The sequence below is a fragment of the Kribbella qitaiheensis genome, from assembly GCF_014217565.1.
In the GTDB taxonomy this organism is placed as follows: Bacteria; Actinomycetota; Actinomycetes; order Propionibacteriales; family Kribbellaceae; genus Kribbella; species Kribbella qitaiheensis_A.
Genome location: NZ_CP043661.1, coordinates 3,103,978 through 3,126,205 on the forward strand (window position 1 = coordinate 3,103,978; position 22,228 = coordinate 3,126,205).

The 22,228-nt window shown below is 68.0% G+C and carries 20 protein-coding genes; 14 read left to right on the top strand and 6 right to left on the bottom strand.

Annotation, left to right across the window (positions count from 1 at the left end; genetic code table 11):
- Nucleotides 1–80: 80 nt before the first annotated feature.
- Nucleotides 81–2,315: an MFS transporter gene (locus F1D05_RS14250; RefSeq protein WP_246486688.1), complete on the top strand. Its 2,235-nt coding sequence runs from the start codon at nucleotides 81–83 to the stop codon at nucleotides 2,313–2,315.
- Here F1D05_RS14250 and F1D05_RS14255 read toward each other — a convergent pair whose 3' ends face one another.
- The gene (locus F1D05_RS14255; RefSeq protein WP_185448143.1) at nucleotides 2,316–3,914 is read right to left on the bottom strand and encodes an MFS transporter; all 1,599 of its coding nucleotides are present in this window, start codon (nucleotides 3,912–3,914) and stop codon (nucleotides 2,316–2,318) included.
- Nucleotides 3,915–4,044: 130 nt separating this feature from the next.
- Here F1D05_RS14255 and F1D05_RS14260 point away from each other — a divergent pair, with 130 nt between their 5' ends.
- Nucleotides 4,045–4,785: a TetR/AcrR family transcriptional regulator gene (locus F1D05_RS14260; RefSeq protein ID WP_185448144.1), complete on the top strand. Its 741-nt coding sequence runs from the start codon at nucleotides 4,045–4,047 to the stop codon at nucleotides 4,783–4,785.
- 33 nt (nucleotides 4,786–4,818) lie between these two features.
- Here the strand turns inward: F1D05_RS14260 and F1D05_RS14265 are convergent, their stop codons facing one another.
- Both F1D05_RS14265 and larE read right to left on the bottom strand, forming a co-directional pair.
- Entirely contained in the window at nucleotides 4,819–5,202 is a 384-nt protein-coding gene (locus F1D05_RS14265; RefSeq protein WP_185448145.1) for a cold-shock protein, read from the bottom strand.
- A 218-nt stretch (nucleotides 5,203–5,420) separates the two neighbouring features.
- Entirely contained in the window at nucleotides 5,421–6,893 is a 1,473-nt protein-coding gene (gene larE, locus F1D05_RS14270) for an ATP-dependent sacrificial sulfur transferase LarE (protein WP_185448146.1), read from the bottom strand.
- A gap of 539 nt (nucleotides 6,894–7,432) precedes the next feature.
- Here larE and F1D05_RS14275 point away from each other — a divergent pair.
- Complete coding sequence (locus F1D05_RS14275; RefSeq protein WP_185448147.1) at nucleotides 7,433–8,014, top strand: TetR/AcrR family transcriptional regulator; 582 nt, start codon at nucleotides 7,433–7,435, stop codon at nucleotides 8,012–8,014.
- 3 nt (nucleotides 8,015–8,017) lie between these two features.
- Nucleotides 8,018–8,968, top strand: a complete 951-nt coding sequence (locus tag F1D05_RS14280; protein WP_185448148.1) for a R2-like ligand-binding oxidase — start codon at nucleotides 8,018–8,020, stop codon at nucleotides 8,966–8,968.
- A gap of 17 nt (nucleotides 8,969–8,985) precedes the next feature.
- On the opposite strand, the gene F1D05_RS14285 is transcribed toward F1D05_RS14280, so the two are convergent.
- A complete protein-coding gene (locus tag F1D05_RS14285) occupies nucleotides 8,986–9,423 on the bottom strand; it encodes a winged helix-turn-helix transcriptional regulator (RefSeq protein ID WP_185449165.1) in 438 nt (145 codons plus the stop codon).
- A gap of 49 nt (nucleotides 9,424–9,472) precedes the next feature.
- On the opposite strand from F1D05_RS14285, the gene F1D05_RS14290 reads away from it, so the two are divergent.
- A complete protein-coding gene (locus tag F1D05_RS14290) occupies nucleotides 9,473–10,648 on the top strand; it encodes an MFS transporter (RefSeq protein ID WP_185448149.1) in 1,176 nt (391 codons plus the stop codon).
- On the opposite strand, the gene F1D05_RS14295 is transcribed toward F1D05_RS14290, so the two are convergent.
- On the bottom strand, nucleotides 10,566–12,206 hold the full coding sequence (locus tag F1D05_RS14295; RefSeq protein WP_185448150.1) for an AMP-binding protein: 1,641 nt from the start codon (nucleotides 12,204–12,206) through the stop codon (nucleotides 10,566–10,568). The two genes, F1D05_RS14290 and F1D05_RS14295, sit on opposite strands and share 83 nt — an antisense overlap.
- A 140-nt stretch (nucleotides 12,207–12,346) precedes the next feature.
- On the opposite strand from F1D05_RS14295, the gene F1D05_RS14300 reads away from it, so the two are divergent.
- From F1D05_RS14300 to F1D05_RS14315, 4 genes are all read left to right on the top strand, one after another.
- Nucleotides 12,347–12,964 carry an SIMPL domain-containing protein gene (locus F1D05_RS14300; RefSeq protein ID WP_185448151.1) on the top strand — a complete coding sequence of 206 codons (618 nt, stop codon included), beginning with the start codon at nucleotides 12,347–12,349 and terminating at the stop codon, nucleotides 12,962–12,964.
- Between the two features lie 69 nt (nucleotides 12,965–13,033).
- Nucleotides 13,034–14,269: an Nramp family divalent metal transporter gene (locus F1D05_RS14305; RefSeq protein WP_185448152.1), complete on the top strand. Its 1,236-nt coding sequence runs from the start codon at nucleotides 13,034–13,036 to the stop codon at nucleotides 14,267–14,269.
- A gap of 7 nt (nucleotides 14,270–14,276) precedes the next feature.
- The gene (locus F1D05_RS14310; protein ID WP_185448153.1) at nucleotides 14,277–15,068 is read left to right on the top strand and encodes a metallophosphoesterase; all 792 of its coding nucleotides are present in this window, start codon (nucleotides 14,277–14,279) and stop codon (nucleotides 15,066–15,068) included.
- 134 nt (nucleotides 15,069–15,202) lie between these two features.
- A complete protein-coding gene (locus F1D05_RS14315) occupies nucleotides 15,203–15,583 on the top strand; it encodes a DUF427 domain-containing protein (RefSeq protein WP_185448154.1) in 381 nt (126 codons plus the stop codon).
- A gap of 49 nt (nucleotides 15,584–15,632) precedes the next feature.
- On the opposite strand, the gene F1D05_RS14320 is transcribed toward F1D05_RS14315, so the two are convergent.
- Nucleotides 15,633–16,400, bottom strand: a complete 768-nt coding sequence (locus F1D05_RS14320; protein WP_185448155.1) for an alpha/beta fold hydrolase — start codon at nucleotides 16,398–16,400, stop codon at nucleotides 15,633–15,635.
- A 108-nt stretch (nucleotides 16,401–16,508) separates the two neighbouring features.
- On the opposite strand from F1D05_RS14320, the gene F1D05_RS14325 reads away from it, so the two are divergent.
- From F1D05_RS14325 to F1D05_RS14345, 5 genes are all read left to right on the top strand, one after another.
- Nucleotides 16,509–17,312: a GNAT family N-acetyltransferase gene (locus F1D05_RS14325; RefSeq protein ID WP_185448156.1), complete on the top strand. Its 804-nt coding sequence runs from the start codon at nucleotides 16,509–16,511 to the stop codon at nucleotides 17,310–17,312.
- A gap of 86 nt (nucleotides 17,313–17,398) precedes the next feature.
- Nucleotides 17,399–19,687: a helicase C-terminal domain-containing protein gene (locus tag F1D05_RS14330; RefSeq protein WP_185448157.1), complete on the top strand. Its 2,289-nt coding sequence runs from the start codon at nucleotides 17,399–17,401 to the stop codon at nucleotides 19,685–19,687.
- A gap of 257 nt (nucleotides 19,688–19,944) precedes the next feature.
- A complete protein-coding gene (locus F1D05_RS14335) occupies nucleotides 19,945–20,286 on the top strand; it encodes an ArsR/SmtB family transcription factor (RefSeq protein WP_185448158.1) in 342 nt (113 codons plus the stop codon).
- 40 nt (nucleotides 20,287–20,326) lie between these two features.
- Nucleotides 20,327–20,821 carry an SRPBCC family protein gene (locus F1D05_RS14340; protein ID WP_206686211.1) on the top strand — a complete coding sequence of 165 codons (495 nt, stop codon included), beginning with the start codon at nucleotides 20,327–20,329 and terminating at the stop codon, nucleotides 20,819–20,821.
- 782 nt (nucleotides 20,822–21,603) lie between these two features.
- A complete protein-coding gene (locus tag F1D05_RS14345) occupies nucleotides 21,604–22,188 on the top strand; it encodes a dihydrofolate reductase family protein (protein WP_185448160.1) in 585 nt (194 codons plus the stop codon).
- Nucleotides 22,189–22,228: the final 40 nt, after the last annotated feature.

The following is a 22,228-nucleotide window of genomic DNA, read 5'->3' on the forward strand; positions in this document are numbered from 1 at the left end:
CCACAAGTTCCCGCTGGTGTTGTCCACACAGTTCCGCGCCGCACCCGCGCTGTGTCCCTGGCACAAGGCAGGATGGGTGCATGGACAGTCCAGATCCCGCGGATCGCCGGCGCCCCGAGCACCCCCGGCGCCCAAACCCGGGCCCTGGCACCAACAACACCACCGGCCGCGCGCCGGGCGATACCGGTGGAGACCGTCGTACGCCGGGCAACAGCGGTGGCGGCGGACGTCCACCAGGCAACGGCGGTGGCGGCGGCCGACCACCTGGTGATGCTGGTGGAAACGGACGCCCACCTGGCAACGGCGGTGGGGGTCGGGCGCCGGGTGATGGTGGTGGGGAGAAGAAGGGCGCGGGTGGGCGGTTCGATGATGCTGGGCAGAAGCTTGACAGTGCCGGGCAGAAGATCGGGTCGGCGGGGAAGAAGATCGGGCATGCCTCGAAGGTCGGCGCGGTCGGGTTCGCGTCCGCGTCGAAGAAGACGGCCGGATTCACCGGCAAGGTGGGCAAGGCGACCGGTCGGCGGATCCGTGGTCTGACCGGTGCTCAGGGTGCCGGCGAGTCGGGATTGTCCCGGCTGATCGAGCTCGGCGCGATCAACGCGGCCGGCGACACAGCCTTCGCGGTGTCCCTCGCGGGCACAGTGTTCTTCGCAGTGCCGAGTTCGCAGGCCCGGGATCGGGTCGCGCTCTTCCTGTTGCTCACGATGGCGCCTTTCGCGTTGATGGCTCCGCTGATCGGCCCGGTCCTGGACCGGTTCCGGCACGGCCGCCGCTGGGCGATCGGTGCGACTCTCGGGCTGCGGGGCTTCCTCGTCTGGAGCCTGGCTGCCTCGATCTCCGGCAGTTCGGCCTGGCTCTACCCGGCTGCGCTGGGGTGCCTCGTCGCATCCAAGGCGTACGGCGTCACCCGAGCATCCGCAGTGCCGCGACTGTTGCCCAAGGACGTCACGTTGGTGACGGCGAACTCGCGCATCTCGCTCGCAGGTCTGGCCGGCGCCACCATCGGCGCGGGCATCGCAGGCGCGTTCGCCGCGATCGGGCCGCAGTGGTCGCTGCGCTGGGCCGCGCTCGTCTACACGGTCGGCCTGGTCCTCGCGATCCGGCTGCCCACCAAGGTGGACTCCCCCGCCGGCGAAGAGATGACCGGTGCGGAGGGCCGCGAGGCTCGTCGCCGGGCGATCACCGCGGCGGTGTCGCGCGGAATCCGCTGCAACCTCGGACTCCGGTTCGTCTCCGGCTTCCTGACCATGTACCTGGCGTTCCTGCTCCGGGACAAGCCGATCAGCGGGCTCAACGGAGCGGTCGCCGCAGGCGCGGTGATCGCGGCGGCCGGTATCGGCAACAGCCTCGGCACCTTGACCGGGTCGTTGCTCAAGGCCCGTAAACCCGAGGCCGTGGTGCTGGTCGTGCTGTTCGCCGACGCGATCGTGGCGATCTGCGTGGCGGTGTTCTACGGCTTCCCGCTGCTGATCGCGCTCGGCCTGGTCGCGGGGCTGTGCAGTTCCCTCGGCAAGTTGTCGCTGGACGCGATGATCCAGCGCGACGTACCGGAATCAGTCCGTACGTCGGTCTTCGCGCGCTCCGAGACCGTGCTGCAACTGGCCTGGGTGATCGGCGGCGGTTGCGGCATCCTGCTGCCGCTCATCCCCCGCCTCGGCTTCGGCTTCATGGCCGCGGTACTCGCGATCGTCGTCTTCCTCGTCATCCGCCACAAGCCCACCCCGGTCCCACCCACCCGAGGCTCGGACCACCCGGGTCCAAGAGGCCCTGCCCCGCACCGCGAAACCCGTCCGGTCCCGCACGACCCGGACCAAACCCAGGCGTCATCAGCAACCACCCGAACCATCCTCTCCACCGACCCCGAGTCAATAGCCGAACGCCGCACCCGCACCCCCCGCACCGACAACCCTTCCCGCTACTCAGAACCCACAGTCGAACTCCGCTTCAACCCCCACGCCGAGAACACCTCCGACCGCGACCCCACCGTCACGAACGAGCGCGATGACGCCGGCCGGCGGAGAGATGGGGAAGGCGAGAGCGGCGCGAGCACGCGACGCGGCGGCGGAGGTGATGGCGCGCGCGACGGCGCCAGGGGCGGGCGCGGTGGCGCCGGTGGCAGCACCAACGGTGCACGTAGTGGCGGCGATGAACGACCGGTGGCGGGGCGGTGGTGGAGTGGGCAGCAGGATGATGACGCGACGGTGGTCGAGGAGCAGCCGTGGGCTGCTGAGCCGACGCTGGAACGTAAGGCGGGGCCCTTCCGGCGTCGCCGGTCGGGCCCCGAGACCGGCTCAGGCATCCGGCCACCTCGCTGATCAGCTGACCACAGCCGCCCGCCCGTTGCCCTCAGCAACTACCTCCCTTTTACCGGATTCAATCTCAGCATCGTCGGAGGTTGACGAGGCCGGGTGACTGGTGCCGCGGAGGAGGAGGGTGACTGCGATGGCGGTGGCGGCGAGGAGGACGGCGCCGACGGTGGCGACCACGTTCAGGCTGTGGCTGAAGGAGAGGCGAGCTGCGTCCAGTACGAGGTTGCCCAGCTGGGTCGGCAGGTGTGCGGCGATAGCGCTCGCGGCCGGGAGGCCTTCGCGGACACCATCGGCGACACCGGCAGGCAGCGCCGACGGCAGGTGTGAGTCCAGGTTGCCGCGGTAGGCCGCAGTACCGATGCTGCCCAGTACTGCGATGCCGAGCGCCCCGCCGAACTCGCTGCAGGTCTCCATCAGCGCGGCGGCCGACCCGGCCCGCTCCGGCGCCACCGCACCGACGATCGCCTCGGTCACCAGCGACATCACCATCACCAGTCCGGCCGCCAGCAGACCGGCGCCGACCAGCAGGACCACCAGCGAAGAGTCGACGTGCATCTGAGTCAGTACGCCGAACCCGGCAGCCCCGATGACGAAGCCGATCCCCAGCACGTAAGCCCGGTCGATCCTCTGGGCAAGCACGCTACCGACCGGCGCTGCGGCACCGACCGCAACCGACGGGACCAGTGACCACAGTGCGGCCTTGAGCGGGCTCATCCCGAGCACCAGCTGCAGGTACTGCGTCATGAAGACCGCGTTGCCGACCAGCGCCAGCGTGCCGATGGTGTTCGCGGCGAGAGCTCCACTGAAGGCGCGGTTGCGGAACATCGCCAGCTCGATCATCGGGTGGTCTGCCGTCCGCTGCCGCTGGATGAAGCCGAAGCCGACGATCAGGCCGGCCACGATGCTGACGATCGGCAACGTCTCGATGCCGTTCGCGGCGAGTTCCTTGATCCCCCAGATCACCGGCAGCACCGAGGCCAGCGAGAGCGCCGAGCTGAGCAGGTCGAAGCGGCCCTTGGCCTGCGTCTTGAACTCGGGCAGCAGGACGGGAGCCAGAACCAGCAGCAACAGCATGAACGGGGTATTGATCAGGAACACCGAACCCCACCAGAAGTGCTCGAGCAGGAAGCCGCCGAGCACCGGGCCGAGCGAGATCCCGCCCATCATGATCGCGCTCCAGAACGCGATCGCCTTACTCCGCTGACCCGCGTCGTGGAACATGTTCCGGATCAACGCCAGCGTCGACGGCATCAGGGTGGCGCCGCCGATGCCCAGTACGGCGCGGGCCGCGATCAACTGCTCCGGGCTCTGCGCGTACGCCGCGGCGACCGACGCGAGGCCGAACGCGATCGCGCCGAAGATCAACAGCTTGCGGCGGCCGATCCGGTCACCGAGTGAGCCCATCGTGATCAGCAGGCCGGCCAGCACGAAGCCGTAGATGTCGAAGATCCACAGTTGCTGGGTCGCCGACACACCCAGGTCCGAAGAGATGAACGGGACCGCGAAGTACAGCACCGACACGTCCATCGAGACCAGCAGCAGCGGCAGCGCGAGTACGCCGAGCGCGATCCATTCCTTGCGTCCCGCCCGCTCCGGTGTGCTCATGAGACCCCTCCAGCTATCTGTGTACGACGCACACTGTGTGCGCCGTACGCAGACCATAGCAAGCATCTGTCTATGATGTAAACAGATAGACTGCGAGCAGATTTCGGAAGAGCAGACCGAGGAGCAGGCAATGGAAGAGACCCCGACAGAGCAGACGGCGGCGGAGTTGCCGCGAGTGCTGCAGTTGCTCTGGGGCATCGAGGGACCGGCCCGGCCGGGTCCCAAGCCGACGCTGCACATCAGCGACATCGGCGCGGCCGCGATCAGGATCGCGGACACGGCCGGGCTCGGCGCGGTCTCGATGGCGAAGGTGGCGGCCGAGGTCGGCTTCACCACGATGTCGCTCTACCGGTACGTCGACTCCAAGGACGAGCTGTACACGGTGATGATCGACGAGGCGTTCGGCGTACCGGAACCGATCGCGTCAGACGGTTGGCGGCCCGGGATCACCCAGTGGGCGACCATGGTCCGGGACGCGATCTACCGGCACCCCTGGATCCTGCAGGTCCCGTTGTTCGAGCCGCCGCTGTCACCGAAGCAGTTGCAATGGATGGAGGCCGGCCTGCGGGTCTTCGACGGAACCCCGCTCAAGGCGAGCGACCGGCTCTCGTCGATGGTGCTGGTGAACATCTACGTGCGCGGCGCGACCCAGCTGACCGCCGACATGTTCGTCAGTTCGGACCGGACGAAGGAAGAGAACGACCAGCTCTACCTCCGTCGGCTGCTGATGCTGGCCACCCCCGACCGCCTGCCGATGATCGCCGCCACGATGGCGGACTTCTCGGACGAGGGGGACGAATTCCAGTTCGGCCTGGATGCGGTCCTCGACGGCATCCAGGCACTCATCGACCGCAGCGCCGCGCGAGCCTGAGCCGGCGCGGCGGCGGGCGAATCGCAGTACGGACTAGACGTCGAGCTTGTCGGCTACTCCTCGCAGCACGGTGGCAACGCCGCGGGCGGCCTTGGCGTCGGGGTGACGGCCGCGGCGGTAGCCCTCGCCGATGCTGTCGAGGAGCTTGATCAGGTCCTCGATCACCAGCTGCATGTCTTCCGGCTTCGGGCGCATCGCCTTCGCCACCGACGGCGGCGGGTCGATCAAGCGGACCTGCAGCGCCTGCTCACCCTTGCGGCCCTCGACGACCCCGAACTCGACCTTCTGCCCCGGCTTGAGGTTGGTCACTCCGGCCGGCAGCGCCTCCGCGCGGACATAGACATCCCCGCCTTCCTCCTTGCTGAGGAAGCCGAACCCCTTCTCGGAGTCATACCACTTGACCTTGCCAACAGGCACGGGAACCTCTTCGATGTCAATCGTCGGAACAGGACGGAAAGGGTGACCGGACGGGCAGCCCGGGCCGGTTACCCAGCGTACGTGACCCCGGGCAGCAGCGCCTCTGAGAAACTATCTGATAAGGCAACGATTCCGCACTCCCCCGTCTCGTAATGCCCGAGGGAACGGAGGGGATTGGGAACCGACGTCCTGCCCAACGGTCGTTCGGGAGCAGACGGTCAGCGGTAGCGGTCGGGGTTGGCGAGACGTTCGTTCATCGAGCCGGAACGGAAGCCGCGGGGGTCGACGGCGGCGGCCGTGAAGCCCTGCGCCCGGACCGCATCGACCAGCGCCGCGAGGTCCACCCGGCTGAGCAGGTCGGCGTCGATCTCGATGCTCGCGGACTCCCCGAGATCGCGGACCCGGACGTTCTGCACGCCGTACGGCGTGAGCAGGTCGCGGACCGCCTGCTCGGCCCGGTCGACCCGGACGAGCAGGTTCGGGGTGATCCGGATCCCGTACGCGATCCGGCTGGAAAGGCAGGCCGCGGCCGGCTTGTCGGACGTCTCCAGCCCCCAGCCACGCGACGCCTCCCGGATCTGCGCCTTGGTCAGCCGGGCATCGCGCAGCGGAGTGATCGCGCCGCGCTCGAAGGCGGCCCGGATCCCGGGCCGGAAGCCCGCGATCGCGTCGTCGGCGTTCGTCCCGGTGGCGATCGCCTCGATCCCGAACTCGTCCGCGATCGGCTGCAGCGTCTCGACCAGCTCGGCCTTGCAGAAGTAGCACCGGTCGCCGGCGTTCGCCTGGTATCCCTCGCGGTCCATCTCGTGCGTGTGCGGAGTCACATGCCGTACGCCGAGCGAGTCCGCGAACCGGGCGGCCGGCTCGAGCTCGGCGACCGGAAGACTCGGGGACACGGCCGTCGCCGCCACCACGTTCGCCGGGCCGATCGCCCGGGCCGCGGCAGCCAGCAGGAATGCCGAGTCGGCGCCACCGGAGAACGCGACCACCAGCTTCTCGTAGCCGGACAGTCGCGCCATCAGGGCTTCGAGCCGCTGCTCGAGCACGTAGGCGTCGAGCCAGGCCGGGAACTCGGTCAGATCATTGAGTACTACGTCAGCGCCGTACGCGCGAAGCTCGTCCGCGGAGAACGGCCCGGTCGCCACGCTCACGGCGACGGCTCCGGCGGCCTTGGCTCCATCGATGTCGGCGGTGTGATCGCCGACGTAGATGGTGGCCTGGTGCTCACGCAGCGCGGTGCCCTTCTCGGCCCCGTGCAGGTCGCCGACCGGCTCGTCGACATCCAGCCTGAGGTGATCCAGGTGCAGCTTCACGCTCGGCGTGTACTTCGCGGACACCACCACGGTCCGTCCGCGCAGAGCCCGTACGGCGGCCAGCGACTCGGCGACGCCAGGAAGCGGCAGGCTGCCGGTGATCGCGTGGGCGGGGTAGACCTCGCGGTACCGGCTGACCATCGCGTCGACCTGATCCGCGGGGAACCAGTTCGCCATCTCCCAGGTCAGCGGCGGCCCGAGCCGGCTCACCACCAGGTCTGTGTCGATCGGCACGCCCGTCTCGGCCACCAGCAGGTCCCAGACAGCCTGGATCCCGGGCCGGGAGTCGATCAGCGTCATGTCGAGATCGAACCCGACCACAAGCTCCGGCACGTCATGGGTCACGGGATCGGCGGACTGCAGCTCGGCGGTTGACACGTCCCCAACCCTACGTCCTCCGCCTCCGCCAGGCCGCTGGGTATCCCAACCCCCGACCTCGGCCAGCCATCTCGGATGGCTTCCCCACCGGCATGGGCCTTCCCCCACCGGCATGGGGCTTCCCCCACCGGCATGGGGCTTCCCCCACCGGCATGGGGCTTCCCCCACCGGCATGGGGCTTCCCCCACCGGCATGGGGCTTCCCCCACCAGCATGGGGCTTCCCCCACCAGCATGGGGCTTCCCCCACCGGCATGGGGGTTCGCCCACCGGCATGGGGTTCGCCCACCGGCATGGGGTTCGCCCACTCCTGTTGGGGTTACCCCACTGGCATGGGGGTTCGCCCACTCCTGTTGGGGTTACCCCACTGCTCTAACAGTGGGGTAACCGCAATGGGGGGAAGCGAAGCACACGGTTTGCGTCGCCAGCAGGTCGCAGATGGAGCGGGTCGGGCGCTTTGCGCCGGACTGCGGGATTGACATTGCCAGTCATCTCGTCCGCTCTCTTGACATCAGGGCCCGAAATGTAAATCCTGGGTCGCATGGACTCCTTCGCCGCGCGGACCAAGCGGCGGTTGCGCGACGAGCTGCTCGACGCGGCCTACGACGTGATCGTGGCCGGTGGGTACGACGGGTTGCGGATGGCCGAGGTCGGGCGGCGGACCGGGGTTTCGCGGCAGACGGTGTACAACGAGTTCGGCGACAAGTGGGGTGTGCTCCAGGCGGTCGCGGCACGCGAGACCGAACGCTTCCTGGTCGATGTGAACGCCGCGCTGGCCGACCATCCCGACCCGATCGACGGTCTTCGCGCCGCGGTCGAGCGCGCGCTCACGCTGGCCTCCGACAACCCACTCGTGAAGGCCGCGCTCAGCGCCCCCGGTTCGGACCAGGCCAGCCAGCTCCTCACCACCCGCGGACAGCAGGTGCTCGAGTTGAGCCACCAACGCCTCGACGCGCACGTCCGCGAGCACTGGCCGGAGGTGGGCGCCGACGACGCGACCACCTGTGTGGACATCGCGCTGCGCGTCGTACTGAGCCACATCGTCAACCCCGGTCCGGCGCCCGCTGTGGTCGCCGAGCAGGTCGGCCGGGTGCTTGGTCCATTTCTCAGCAGCAGGAGGTAAGTGATGACGAATCCTCTTCACCGGCAGGGTTTCAGCACGTTGCAGGCGGGCGGGCTCAACTGGGACGCCCTGCCGCTGCGGCTGTTCGACAAGGGCAATCGCAAGTTCTGGAACCCGCGCGACATCGACTTCAGCCAGGACGCGAAGGACTGGCAGGACTTCACCGACAACGAGCGGGACAACGCGCTGATGCTGTGCTCGCAGTTCATCGCCGGCGAGGAAGCGGTCACCGAGGACCTGCAGCCGTTCCTGCAGGCGATGGCCGCGGAGGGCCGGTTCGGCGACGAGATGTACCTGACCCAGTTCTGCTTCGAGGAGGCCAAGCACACCGCGGTGTTCCGGATGTGGCTGGACGCGGTCGGCGTCACCGAGGATCTGCACCGGTATGTGGAGACCAACCCGGGGTACAGGGCGATCTTCTACGAGGCACTGCCGGTCGCGCTCAAGTCGCTCGCGGACGACCCGTCGCCGGCGAACCAGGTGCGCGCGTCGGTCACCTACAACCACGTAGTAGAAGGCACTCTGGCCCTGACCGGCTACCACTCGTGGAACCTGCTGTGCACCGGCCGCGGTGTCCTGCCCGGCATGCAGGAACTCATCCGCCGCATCGGTGACGACGAACGCCGCCACATGGCCTGGGGCACCTTCACCTGCCGCCGCCACGTCGCCGCCGATCCGTCGAACTGGAAGGTCGTCACGGACACGATGGAGGAGTTGCTCCCGCACGCCCTCGTGCAAATCCAATGGGCCCTGGAGAACTCCCCGGAACTCCCACCCGAGATCGATCCGACCGCCCTGATGACGTACGCCGGCGACCGCGCCACCCGTCGCCTCGGCGCGATCGAGTCGGCCGTCGGCGCGGACGTGGCCGGCATCGACCTCGACTACTCCCCCGAGAAGCTCGAGGACACCTTCGGCGACGAAGACTCCGCCGCACTCGCCGCCGTCCGGTAGCGCCCTGGCCCGGCCGGCTAGCTGATTTTGTGTACGACGGTGTCGGCGGGCGTGACGGCGCGCCCGTCGGCGGCGTGAACGGTCAGCGGCCGGAGGGCTTTGCCGTCGCGGCGGTCGAGGAGTTCCGAGTGAGGTTCACCTGGGGCGAAGGAGAAGGCCTCGCCCCATTGGCGCAGGGCAACGATGACCGGGAAGAGCGCCTCACCCTTGGGGGTCAGGAGGTACTCGTTGTAGGCGCCTGCTGGGTGCAGCTCCAGGATCCCCTGGTCCACCAGGGCTTTCAGGCGGGTGGACAGGATGTTCTTGGCGACGCCGAGGCTGCGCTGGAACTCGCCGAAACGGCGGCTCCCGTCGAACGCGTCCCGCACGATCAGCAGCGACCACCAGTCGCCGACCGCGTCGACCGACCGCGCCACTGGGCACTCCGCCTCGTCGAACCTGGTCCGCTCGACCATCATCCACCTCCTGGTTGCATCATGCTACCACTCTGCTTATGGTAGCAATATGCAACCAAGCAGACGGCTGTTCCTGGCGATCGCGGCCGGTGCGGCGGTCGCCAACGTGTACTTCGCGCAGCCGCTGGTGGTGACGATGGGCGCCGATCTCGGCATCCCACCGGGCCGCGTCGGCCTCTTCGTCACGATCACCCAACTCGGATACGGCCTCGGGCTGTTCTTCCTGGTCCCACTGGGCGATCTGGTCGACCGTCGCCGCCTGATCCGGCTTCAGTTCCTGCTCCTCGCGGCCGCCCTGCTCGTCACCGGCGTCGCCCACACGGCAGCCCTGCTCCTGATCGGCCTGGCCGCGATCGGATTGCTGGCGGTGGTGACCCAGTCCCTGGTGGCCTTCGCCGCTTCACTCAGCCGCCCGGCCGAGGTCGGGCGAGTGGTGGGCGCCGTCACCAGCGGAATCGTGATCGGCATCCTGCTGGCCCGGACAGTCTCCGGCCTGCTCGCCGATCTCGCCGGCTGGCGGTCGGTCTATCTCGCTTCCTGCGTCCTGAGCCTGCTCATCGCAGTGACCCTGTTCCGAACAACCCCACAAAACAAGGCGAATCTCTCGTACTGCGAATTGCTGCGCTCCACCGCGAGCCTCTGGACGGAGCCGCTGTTCCGCGCCCGCGCAGTACTGGCGTTACTCATCTTCGCCGCGTTCAGCACCCTCTGGAGCTCGATCGCCCTGCCACTGAGCGCACCGCCGTACGGCCTGTCACACACCGCAATCGGCGCGTTCGGGCTCGTCGGAGCGGCGGGTGCACTAGCGGCAGGACCGGCCGGACGCCTCAACGACCGAGGGCGGGGCAGGTTTACGACCCTGGCCGCACTGACCCTGCTGACGTTGAGTTGGTTGCCGCTGGCCTTCACTCCGAGATCGCTGTGGGCATTGGCGATCGGCGCGATCCTGCTCGACCTCGCAGTACAAGCCGTGCATGTCAGCAACCAGAGCATGATCTACGGACTGCGCCCCGACGCCGGCAGCCGCTTGATCGGCGGCTACATGGTGTTCTACTCGATCGGCAGCGGCCTCGGCGCGATCGCCTCCACCGCCTTGTACGACGCGTTCGGCTGGCTCGCGGTTTGTTTGCTCGGAGCAACCTTCAGTCTGGCGGCGCTGGTTGTCGCAGCCCGAGCAGGGCGAGTGACTTCTCGCGCATCTCGACTTTCCGGATCTTCCCGGTGACGGTCATCGGGAAGTCGTCGACGAGCAGGACGTAGCGCGGGAGCTTGAACCGCGCGAGCTTGCCGTCGGCGAACTCCTTGATCTTGGCGGCATCCAGCGGCTCGGCACCGTCCTTGAGCTTGATCCAGGCGCACAACTCCTCGCCGTACTTCTCGTCCGGTACGCCGATCACCTGTACGTCCGCGATGTCCGGGTGCGTGTAGAGGAACTCCTCGATCTCGCGTGGGTACACGTTCTCGCCGCCGCGGATCACCAGGTCCTTGATCCGGCCGACGATGTTCACGTAGCCGTCGTCGCGCATCACCGCGAGGTCGCCGGTGTGCATCCAGCGCGCCTGATCGATCGCCTCGGCGGTCTTCTCGGCCTCGTCCCAGTAGCCGAGCATCACCGAATACCCCCGCGTGCACAGCTCCCCCGGCTCGCCGCGCGGCACGACCAGTCCGGTGGCCGGGTCCAGCAGCTTCACCTCGACATGCGGCATCACGCGACCGACGGTCGACGTACGGCGGTCCAGGTCGTCGTCGCGACGGGTCTGCGTCGACACCGGCGAGGTCTCGGTCATCCCGTAACAGATGGCTACTTCCGCCATGTGCATGTCGGCGACGCAGCGCTTCATCACCTCGACCGGGCACGGCGAACCCGCCATCACGCCGGTCCGCAGCGAGGTCAGGTCGTACGACGCGAAGTCGGCCAGGCCCAGCTCGGCGATGAACATCGTCGGTACGCCGTACAGGCCGGTGCAGCGCTCGTCCTGGACAGCCTTCAGCGTCGCAGCGGGGTCGAAGGCGGGCGCCGGAATCACCATGCAGGCACCATGAGTGGTGCAGCCGAGATTCGCCATCACCATTCCGAAGCAATGATAAAAAGGTACTGGAATACATAACCGGTCGTCGGGGCCGAAGGCAATTGTCTCGGTGACGAAGTAGCCGTTGTTCAGAATGTTGTGGTGGCTCAGGGTGGCGCCCTTGGGAAAGCCGGTCGTCCCCGACGTGTACTGGATGTTGATCGCGTCGTCGAAGCTCAACTGCTCCGCGCGCTCGGCCAACTGCTCGGCCGTTACATCGCCCGACGCCTCGACCACCGCGGCCCAGTCCGGCGTACCGATGTAGACGACGTCCTCGAGCGCGGCACAGTCCGGCCGGACCTCCTCGACCATCTTGCGGTACTCGCTGGTCTTGAACTCGGTCGCGGAGATCAGCAGCTTCACGCCGGACTGATTCAGCGCGTACGCCAGCTCATGGGTCCGGTACGCCGGGTTGAGGTTCACCAGGATCGCGCCGATGGCGGCCGTCGCGTACTGCGTGATCGTCCACTCCGCGCAGTTCGGCGCCCAGATCCCGACCCGATCCCCCTTCGCGATCCCGCGCGCCATCAGCCCGCGGGCGAACTCGTCCACGTCGGCCCCGAACTCGGCGTACGTCCATCGCCGCCCACTCGCGACCTCGACCATCGCCTCGCGATCGCCGTACTCCGCGACCGTCCGGCTCAGGTTCTGCCCGATCGTCTCCCCCAGCAACGGAACCTCGGACACACCCGACGCATACGACGGCAGACTCATCCCGCCATCGTCACTCCAGACCACCCCGGCGACAACCCCAACCGCGCGTGCTGCCCGATTTCCCCCGGAGCGACTCGCCGGAGGTCGAACGGGTCTTCGAAACCGGGCGCCGGTTGCGGTCTTCGGTCAGACTGGCGGGTATGGACTCTGGGATCACTGTGGTGGGGACCGGGCAGGCTACTGCGCCGGCTGACGTATTACGTCTGACGCTGAGCGTGGGACACGATGCTCCGGACGTGGCGGCCGCGGTCGCTCAGGTAGGCGAGCGGACAGATGCGGTGAATGCAGCCATGCGCGAGCACGGGATCGCCGAGAAGGACATCCACACCAGTTCGGTGAACGTCTATCCGCAGTACGCCGACTCGATGCAGGTGGCCGGGTATCGCGCGTCGCATTCACTGACGGTCTCGACGACGGACCTGACCGGCTTCGGGCGGCTGCTGAACGCGGCCGTCGGTGCTGTCGGCAACGACCTCGGCCTGGACGGGCTGCAGTTCGACGTCGCGGACAAGGCGCCGCTGCTGGAGCAGGCGCGGGAGCTCGCCTTCGCCCAGGCCCGGCAGAAGGCCGACCACCTGGCCGGTCTGGCCGGCCAGACGATCGGGTCCATCGCCGCCGTCGCCGAGACCTACGGCCACGCACCGATCCGGGCGATGGCGGCGGGGAAGGCGGCGGCCGGGTTCGACGCGGAAATTGCCGTCACCCCGGGCGAACAGACGGTCGAGGTCTCGCTCGAGGTGCGCTGGTCCTGGGGCTGATCCTGGACGGATCTGTCTCAAAATCAGACCGGATCCCCTTTTGTCCCCGGCTTCGGACACACTTCTCCCATGTACGCACCGGCACCGCTTCGACGGCAACTGAACCGATCTGGCCTGTTGCTGCTCGGTCCTGCCTTCGTAGCGGCGGTCGCGTACGTGGATCCGGGCAACTTCGCGACCAACATCGCGGCGGGCGCGACGTACGGGTATCTGCTCTGCTGGGTCGTGGTCGGGGCGAACCTGATGGCCGTGCTGGTGCAGTATCTGGCGGCCAAGGCGAGTATCGCGACCGGCCGGACGCTGCCTCAGTTGTGCCGGGAACACTTCAAAAGGTCCACCTCCACCGGATTGTGGGCCCAGGCCGAGCTGGTCGCGGTCGCGACCGACCTGGCCGAGGTGGTCGGCGGTGCGATCGCGCTGAACCTGCTGTTCTCGATCCCGTTGCTGCTGGGCGGTGCGATCACCGGCGCTGTGTCGTTCGCCTTGCTGATCTATCAGTCGAAGCGTGGCCAGCGGCCGTTCGAGGCAGCGATCATCGGACTGCTGTCCGTAGTACTGGTCGGTTTCGTGGTGTCGACGATCCAGTCCCACCCGTCCGGATCCGGCGTCATCGGCGGGCTGGTGCCGCGGCTCGACGGCACCCAGTCCGTGGTGCTGGCGGCCGGAATGCTCGGCGCGACGGTGATGCCGCACGCGATCTGGTTGCACGGGGCCCTCGTCACCGACCGGCACTGGAAGTCGATCCGGTCGGCCTCAGGCAAGCAGCGCGTACTCCGCGCCACGCGGGTCGACGTCGCGGTCGCGATGGCGCTGGCCGGTGCGGTGAACCTGGCCATGGTCGTGGTCGCAGCGGCCGCGTTGAAGGGCACCGGGGCCGATTCGCTCGACGCGGCGCACACCGCGATCGGGGACCGGATCGGCAGTCTGCCCGCACTGTTGTTCGCGTTGGCCTTGCTGGCCAGCGGGTTCGCCTCGTCCTCGGTCGGGACGTATGCCGGATCGGTCATCCTGGAAGGGTTCTGGCAGCGGCACATCCCGCTCGCCGCCCGCCGGCTGGTGACGTTGCTGCCGGCCCTGATCATCCTCGCGATCGGCATCGACCCCAGCCGTGCGCTGGTCGTCTCCCAGGTCGTGCTCAGCTTCGGCATCCCCTGCGCGCTCTGGCCGCTGGTCCGGTTGACCGCCTCCAAGCGTGTCATGGGCGACCTGGTCAACCGTTGGCCGACTACTCTCACGGCATGCCTGGTCGCAGCCGCCGTCACGGCCCTCAACGTCGTACTGATCGTGCTGACGCTTCGAGGGTGAGCCCCGCATGACCGCGACGTACGCGGTCAGCGACATCCACGGCCATCCCGAGAAACTGGCCGAGGCACTCCAGGCGGCCGGCCTGATCGACGCCGAGGGCAACTGGTCGGACCACGACGTCCGGCTCTGGATCCTCGGCGACTTCTTCGACCGCGGCCCGGACGGCGTCGGCGTACTGGCCCTGGTCCGCCGCCTCGCCGCCCAGGCGGCGGCCGGCACCGGCGAGATCCGGGTACTGCTCGGCAACCACGAGATCCTGGCGCTCGGGATGCGCAAGTTCGGCGACACCTTCGTGCCGCACGACGGGATCACCTCCCGCAGCTTCGAACGCAGCTGGGCGCTGAACGGCGGCCAGGACCGCGACCAGGAACTGCTGACCGACGACGACGTGGCCTGGCTGATCGAGCAGCCGATGGTCGGACTGGACGCGGACCACCTGTTGCTGCACTCCGACACCGAGGAGTATCTCGAGTGGGGTGACTCGATCGACGAGATCAACGAGTCCGCCCGGGCCGACCTGCACAGCGACGACATCACCGTCTGGTGGGAGGTCTGGCGCCGGATGACGTCGCGCTACGCCTTCCGCGGCGAGGCCGGCCCGGCGGTGGCCGCCGATCTGCTGCAGCGCCTAGGCGGCCGCCGGATCGTGCACGGCCACAGCATCGTGGCCGACCAGCTCGGCATCGACCCGGCGTACCTGACCGGTCCCCTGCTGTACTCCGACGGCCTGGCCCTCGGCATCGACGGCGGCATCTTCGACGGCGGCCCGTGCCTGCTGATCAAGCTGCTACCGGTCTGAGTTCAGCACCTCAGCCACCGCCACGAAGTACTCGACCTGCCGCGACTCCACCCCAAGATGCTCGCAGAAAGCGGGAATGTGATCGCCGGCGTGGAGGTTGTTGAAACCTGAAGAGTCGATTCTTGGGAGCTGAGATGTCGGAGAAGCTTGTGAAGGTTCCGGGGCCGGATCACCCGATCACGGTGGAGAAGAACCCCGACCGCGTGGTCGTGAAGGTGGCCGGCCAGGTCGTCGCGGACACCCGCGAGGCGCTGTCGCTGCAGGAGGCGAACTACCCGGCGGTGCAGTACATCCCGCGCAAGGACGTCGACATGACGCAGCTGGAGCGCACCGACAACGAGAGCTACTGCCCGTACAAGGGCGACGCGTCGTACTTCAGCATCACCCCTGGTGGCGAGAAGACGGTGAACGCTGTCTGGACGTACGAGAGCCCGTACGCTCCGGTCGCAGACATCCAGGACCACCTGGCGTTCTACGCGGACCGCGTGGACTCCATCGAGATCCTGGCCGACTGACAACATCGCAGAACGGCGCGGCTCTGCTTGAGTGCGCCGTACTGCGTTGTCAGGCGAGGAAGGCTTCGACGACGGGGCCGAGCACCTCCGGCGGTACTACGTGCTGGTGACCCTGCAGTTCCACCTGCTGGCCGTCTGAGAGGGCGTTCGCGATCGACCGTGCGGCGTCGATCATGAACGGCGGGCTGGCCGAGCCGTAGATGACCAGCGTCGGCTGGGTGACCTTGGCGATCAGGTCGTACGGGACTGTGCCGCCGGGAGTGGCGTTCCCCATCACGGCGAAGTCGTGGGCCAGTGTCGGCGCCAAGTCGGCCATCCCGGGCTGAGCCGCCAGATCAACCGCTGCGTCGGCGGGCATCCCGGCCATGGTGAGGAACGTTTCGACGGCTTCTCTGTGCCGACCGTCCGCGAGGAAGCGCAGTACGGCCGGGCCCCCTTCATTGGGCTCAGCGTCGTCCTGTGCGTACGGCGGCTCCTGCAGCACCACCTTCGTGATCGGCAGCCCGGCGGCCGCCGCCTCCACCACCAGAGCAGCCCCGGACGAGAATCCGAAGACGGCTGCTTGACCGCCCAGGGCGGTGAGCAGGGCAGCGATGTCGTCGACCTCGCGCGCGACGTCGTACGGGCTCGTGTCGGTGCTGGCTCCGCGACCGCGACGGTCGTAGGAGACCACGGTGTACCGGTGCTCCAGCGCCTGGGCCAGTGGCCGGGTCGACGCGGCGACATTCAAAGCGCCGCCGACCAGGATGACCGGCGAGCCGGCGCCGGACACCTCGTACGCGATCGTGGTCCCGTCGGCTGACGTCACCTTCGGCATGTCGTCTCCTTCTCGAGTTGGGTGCTGCTCGTGGACGACGTCGGAGCCGGTTCGGTGACTTCGACATATTCGGTTGCCGTGGACCGATGCGGCTGCGACTCTCCGGGCATGAACTTGCTGACCGAGGTCGACGCTTACCTGCACGCCGCGCCGCTGTCCGGCGCTACCGCCGAGGAAGTCGGCCCGTTCACGTTGTTCCGCAGCACGGTCGTCTGGCCGTACTACGCGCGTCCGCGGCCGGGTTCGGAGCAGACCATCGAGGCGGCCGACCTGGAGCAGCTGCGGAAGCGCTGCGCCGAGCTCGACCTCCCGCTGAATCTGGAGTGGGTCGTCGAGACCTGCCCGTCGCTCAGCGCCGCCGCGGCCGCTGCCGGCCTGGAGGTCGTCGAGCACCCGCTGCTCGTCCTCGACCCGGCCGAGTTCAAGCCCACCACGGCCGCGGCGACCGTCACGATCCTGCCCGCGATCGAGTCCGTACTCCGGGAAGCCCGCGCCGTCGCCTCGGTCGCCTTCGGTAATCCCGGTACCGCGGTCGGTGACGGCGGCATCGAGGACAGGAAGGCCAAGACCGCCGAAGTCACGCCCGAGATGGCCAAGATGCTCCTGGATCGCGCCCAGGCCGGTTTCTCCATCACCGCCGGTGCGGCCACCGAGGACGGCCTGGTCGCCAGCGGCGTGCACCAGCCGGTCGGCAAGGCCAGCGAGATCGTCGGCGTCGCCACCTTGCCGACTATGCGTCGCCAGGGCCTCGCGGCTGCGGTGACCAGCTGCCTGGCCGAGCACGCCTTCGCGATGGGCGTCACTCTGGTCCTGCTGTCTGCCGAATCGGACGCCGTGGCAGCCGTCTACGAGCGGGTTGGCTTCCGCCGCATCGGCCACGCGGGAGCCGCCGAAGTACCGGCTGACAAGTAGCCACCGGCGCTTCGCTGTGACGGTGTAGTGACAAGAGTCTGGCTGCGAGTCGTGGTTGCTGGGTGCGGGGCCGTACCGTTGGAGGGATGAGCAATACCGAGTGGACCCGCCCCCGTACCCTCGCCGAGGCACTACGCGGTTGGGACGACGCTGCTCTCGGCCACCTGCTCCTCAACCGTCCCGACCTGGCCACACCGATCCCCGCCGACACCAGCCAGCTTGCGGCCCGGGCGACCACCAACGCCTCGGCGGCTCGTGCTATCAACCGGCTGGACGAGTTCAGTGTCGACCTGTTGGAGGCACTGTCCGCACTGGCCGAGCCGGTAGACCTCAAGGCTCTCGCTGAAGGTGTCGACCAGCCCCTAGAGATCGTGCAGCCTCGGGTAGTCGAGTTGCTCGCACTGGCGCTTGTCTGGGGCCACGAGGACGACCTGCGCCCGATCCGCGCGGTACATGAGCTCCTTGGGCCGACACCGGCCGGCCTTGGTCCGATCACTACTCGGCACTTCGGCGACCTGGACAAGCTCATCGAAGAGGCTGGTCCCGAGGCGCGTGAGGTGCTGGCGAAGCTCACCTGGGGTCCGCCGACCGGCACTGTCGAGAAGGCTGAGCGGCCGGTCACGATCGCGTCCGCCAAGACGCCGGTGGAGCAGTTGCTCGCCCGCGGTCTCGTAGTACCGAAGGACGCCAACACCGTGGCCCTGCCGCGGCAGATTGGGCTGCACCTGCGAGGTGGGCGCGTACTGGCGTCCACCAGGCCCACGCCGCCGCCGCTTGCGGGCAAGCAGGTGTCTGCCTTGATCGCTGATCGTGCTGCGGCTGGTGCTGCGCTCGACCTGGTTCGCCTCGTCGACAGTGCGCTCGAGCAGCTCGGCACCGATCCCCCGCCCGTACTGCGGACGGGCGGCATCGGCGTACGGGAGCTCCGCAGCCTCGGCGCCAAGATCGGTGCGGATGAGCAAACTGCTGGCGCCGTACTGGAGATCGCGTACGCCGCTGGGCTGGTTGCTGCCGCTGAGGTCGGTACGGGCGAGCTCTGGTTGCCGACTGCCTCGTATGACGACTGGCTGGAGCTCGACACCGCGCACCGGTGGGCTGTGCTGGTCATGGCGTGGCACAGCGGTCTGCGTGCGATCGGACTGATCGGTCGGCGCGACAGCGGTGGTGCAACTGCTGCTGCGCGCGAACGGTTGGTCAACGCTCTGGCACCGGATCTGGAGCGCTTGCTGGCGCCAGAGGTCCGGCAACTCACCTTGCAGGCCTTGTCCGAAGCAGGAGCCGGTACTGCGCCGGCAGCCGAGTCTGTCGTCACCTGGGTCGCATGGCATCGCCCGCGTCGCGGCGGGCAGTTCCGCGACGATCTGGTCGAGTGGACTGTTGTGGAAGCCGCACTGCTCGGGCTGACCGGTCTTGGTTCGCTTGCTTCCCATGCTCGGGTGCTGCTTGACGAGGAGCCTGCCGCCGACGACCTGGCGGCCGCGATCCAGCCGTTGGTCCCGGAGCCGGTTTCCGAGGTGCTGCTGCAAGCTGACCTGACCGCTGTCGCGCCTGGGCCGCTGGTGCGCGCAGTACAAGAGAACCTGGTCGTAATGGCTGATGCGGAGTCGCACGGTGGTGGCGGTGTCTATCGGTTCAGCGAGAGCTCGATCCGGCGCGCCTTCGACCTCGGGCGGACGGCTGAGCAGCTGCACTCTTGGCTGGTCGAGCACTCGCGTACGCCGGTGCCGCAGCCGCTCAGCTACCTCATCGACGACGTCGCCCGGCGCCACGGCGTACTGCGAATCGGCGCGGCCTCGACGTACCTGCGCTGCGACGACGAGACCGTGCTGACGCAGTTGCTCGGCTCCAACTTGCCGGGCATCCGCTTCCGGCGGCTGGCTCCGACCGTGGTGGTGTCGCCGTCGCCACCCGACATGGTGCTTTCGCGTTTGCGTGAGGCAGGCCTGGCTCCGCTCGGCGAGACCTTCGACGGCGTGGTCCACGTGACGTCGGCAGGTCACCGCCGCGGCGCACCCCCACGCCGCCGTACCAGCCGGGACTTCGCCGACAGCGTCATCGACCTGAGCGACGACCAGGTCAAGGCAGTCATCGAACGCGTCCGCGCAGGCGACCGAGTAGCCGCCGAGCGCCCCGCCGAACACACCGCCGGCGAAGCAACAGCCCCCGCCGAAACCATCAGCGTTCTCGCCGAGGCGGCCGAATCCGGCAGCCCGACGTGGATCTCCTACGTAGACCACAACGGCAACGCGGCAGAACGCATCGTAGAACCAGTCCGAGTAGCCGACGGCTGGCTCACGGCGTACGACGACGGCGCCGACCAACCCCGCACCTACGCCCTCCACCGCATAGCAGCCGCCCGCCCCGTCCCGGACTAACAGCCCCCACGCAACTCCTCCGTCGCCTGCTCCCGTCCACCTGGGGCCGCGCTTCCTTCGCCGCCACTCAACTGCGAACTGATGCCGGGCGACCGAGTTCGCCAGGGGTAATGCTCGTCCTGGGTGGCCCCTTGCCCCCCGCGCTTTGTGCTCGGGACGAGCGCCCCGCCGCGGGACAGCACTCATCCCAAGCACAAAGTGCCCTCGCCGGTCAGTGCCCTTGCCAGAGCAGTCGGACGGGACTAACGTACAACTACATGGTTGTACTTCAGGAAGAGAGCGAAGAGTCGCTCAATCAGCTCTTTCGTGCCTTGGCCGATGGGACTCGCCGCGACATCCTGGCGCGGTCGCTCACGGGGGCGCCGTCGGTGACCGAGCTTGCGGCGCGGTACGAGATGAGCTTTGCCGCTGTGCAGAAGCATGTCGCCGTGCTCGAGCGCGCGGGACTCATCCAGAAGCGTCCGAACGGCCGCGAGCAACTGGTCTCCACCAACCAAGCGCGGCTCCGGCGCGCCAGCGAGCTCCTCGACCACTACGAATCCATTTGGCGCCAGCGGATGGCGCAGCTCGACGAAGTTCTTCTGCCGAAAGGTAAATGACCATGCCGCTGACCGTTCTTCTGCCGGAAGGTAAATGACGATGCCGCTGACCTCTGTCACCAAAGACGCCGTACAGCTCACCCTCACCGTGGTGGGCGACTACCCGGTTCCGCAACAACGCCTGTGGGACGCCTTTGCCGACCCGCGCCAACTCGAGCGCTTCTGGGGACCACCTACCTGGCCCGCCACGTTCACCCGTCTCGACCTGGAAGTGGGCGGTCGCGCCGAGTACTTCCTGAGCGGGCAGAACGGAGAGAAATGGAGTGGCTCCTGGACGTACACCGCGGTGAATCCCATCAGCTCGTTCGAGGCGGACGACGGTGAGGACAACACCGAGGACGAGGACATGCCGTCGTCGATGAAGTTCACCTTCGACGCCACGCCGACGGGATCACGCACGACCATCGTCACCCGGTTCTCCAGCATCGAAGCGATGGAGCAAACGACACCCGGCATGGAACAAGGGCTGCGCGCGGCGATGCCCCAACTCGACGTACTGCTGGCCGAACGAGGCGCCTCCGCTGCCCACGCCTAGTGTCCTGCTTCTGAAGTTCGCTGGATAAGTCTGACACCATGCCGGGCGCGGGGGACGAGGCCTTCCCCGGCCCCCGGCCCCCCGCTCCCCGGAAGGTGTCTGAGGCCGCACCGATGGCAGCCAACCCCGACGCCCCAAGTGCGGGCGTCTTTGTGCACCGGCTGAGTATTCCACCCGCGGAAAACGCTCAGCGGATGCACAGAGGCCGGCAACCGACGCGGGCGTTCCGCGCCCTTGTGCACGCCCTGAGCACGCGATCGGCCCGGAACACTCAGCCGATGCACAAAGACGCCCACACCGCAGGCAACAGCGAGCATCCCAGACACACACAGCCTCGGAGCCAGCCGACCCGCCCAATCACGCTCCGCGCACTTGACCAACCCCACCAGACCCCGGTGCCCCGACGGCGAACGAACTCCCACCCGATCCCGGCGGGCGAAGGACTACTGCCACGCAGCCGAAGCCGCTACCGCCAACGCGGCACAGGACAAAACACCCGAGACCAACTTATCCAGCGAACTTCAGAACAGGACACTAGTACGGCACTAGTTCGTGATGTCCGGTCTCGATCCTGGCGGCGGAGCAATCTCGGGTGCCCGGAGCCGGCCAGAAATGGGGACCTTGAACACCAAACCGGGACTGCGGGCATGAAATGACCTGTCCGCAGTCCCGGTTTGGTGTTCAAGCCCCCAAGTTCTCGCCGACCGCGAGCGGTGGAGCACCCCACCATCACGAACTGCGGCTGTAGTACTAGGACGCCCACCCCGAACACGGAGACGCGCATGAGAAGCCTCAAGATCATCGAACACATCTCGCTGGACGGTGTGATCCAGCACTCCGACGACGGCGACGATTTCCCTTACAGCGAGTGGACCGCGCCCTATCGGACGCCCGCGGGCCGCGATCTGCTGCTCGCCGCCCACGGCGAGAGCTTCGATCTGCTGCTCGGCCGTTTCACCTACGATCTCTGGTCGGGCTTCTGGCCACATGCGCCGAGCAGCCCGATGGCAGATCGCCTCAATGCGGCCACGAAGTACGTCGCGACCCACCGACCGGAAAGCCTCGGATCATGGGGGCCGTTCGAGGACCTCGGACGGGACATGGTCGAGGGCGTACGCCGCATCAAGTCCGAGGACGGCCCCGACCTCGTACTCTCGGGCAGCTCGACGCTGACCTCGACCCTGCTCGAACACGGGCTCGCGGACGAAGTCCTGCTGATCGTCTACCCGGTCCTCCTGGGCACCGGGAAGCGCTTCTTCGCGGAAGGCACCCCGGGACGGGCCCTCGAGCTCGCCGGAACGAAAACAATGCCGTCCGGCATCATCGTCGGCACTTACAAGCCCGCCGGCTCCTTGAAGGCCGGATAGTTCGGGCGCGCGGCGAGCGCCTCGTTCCGGCCGGGGTACG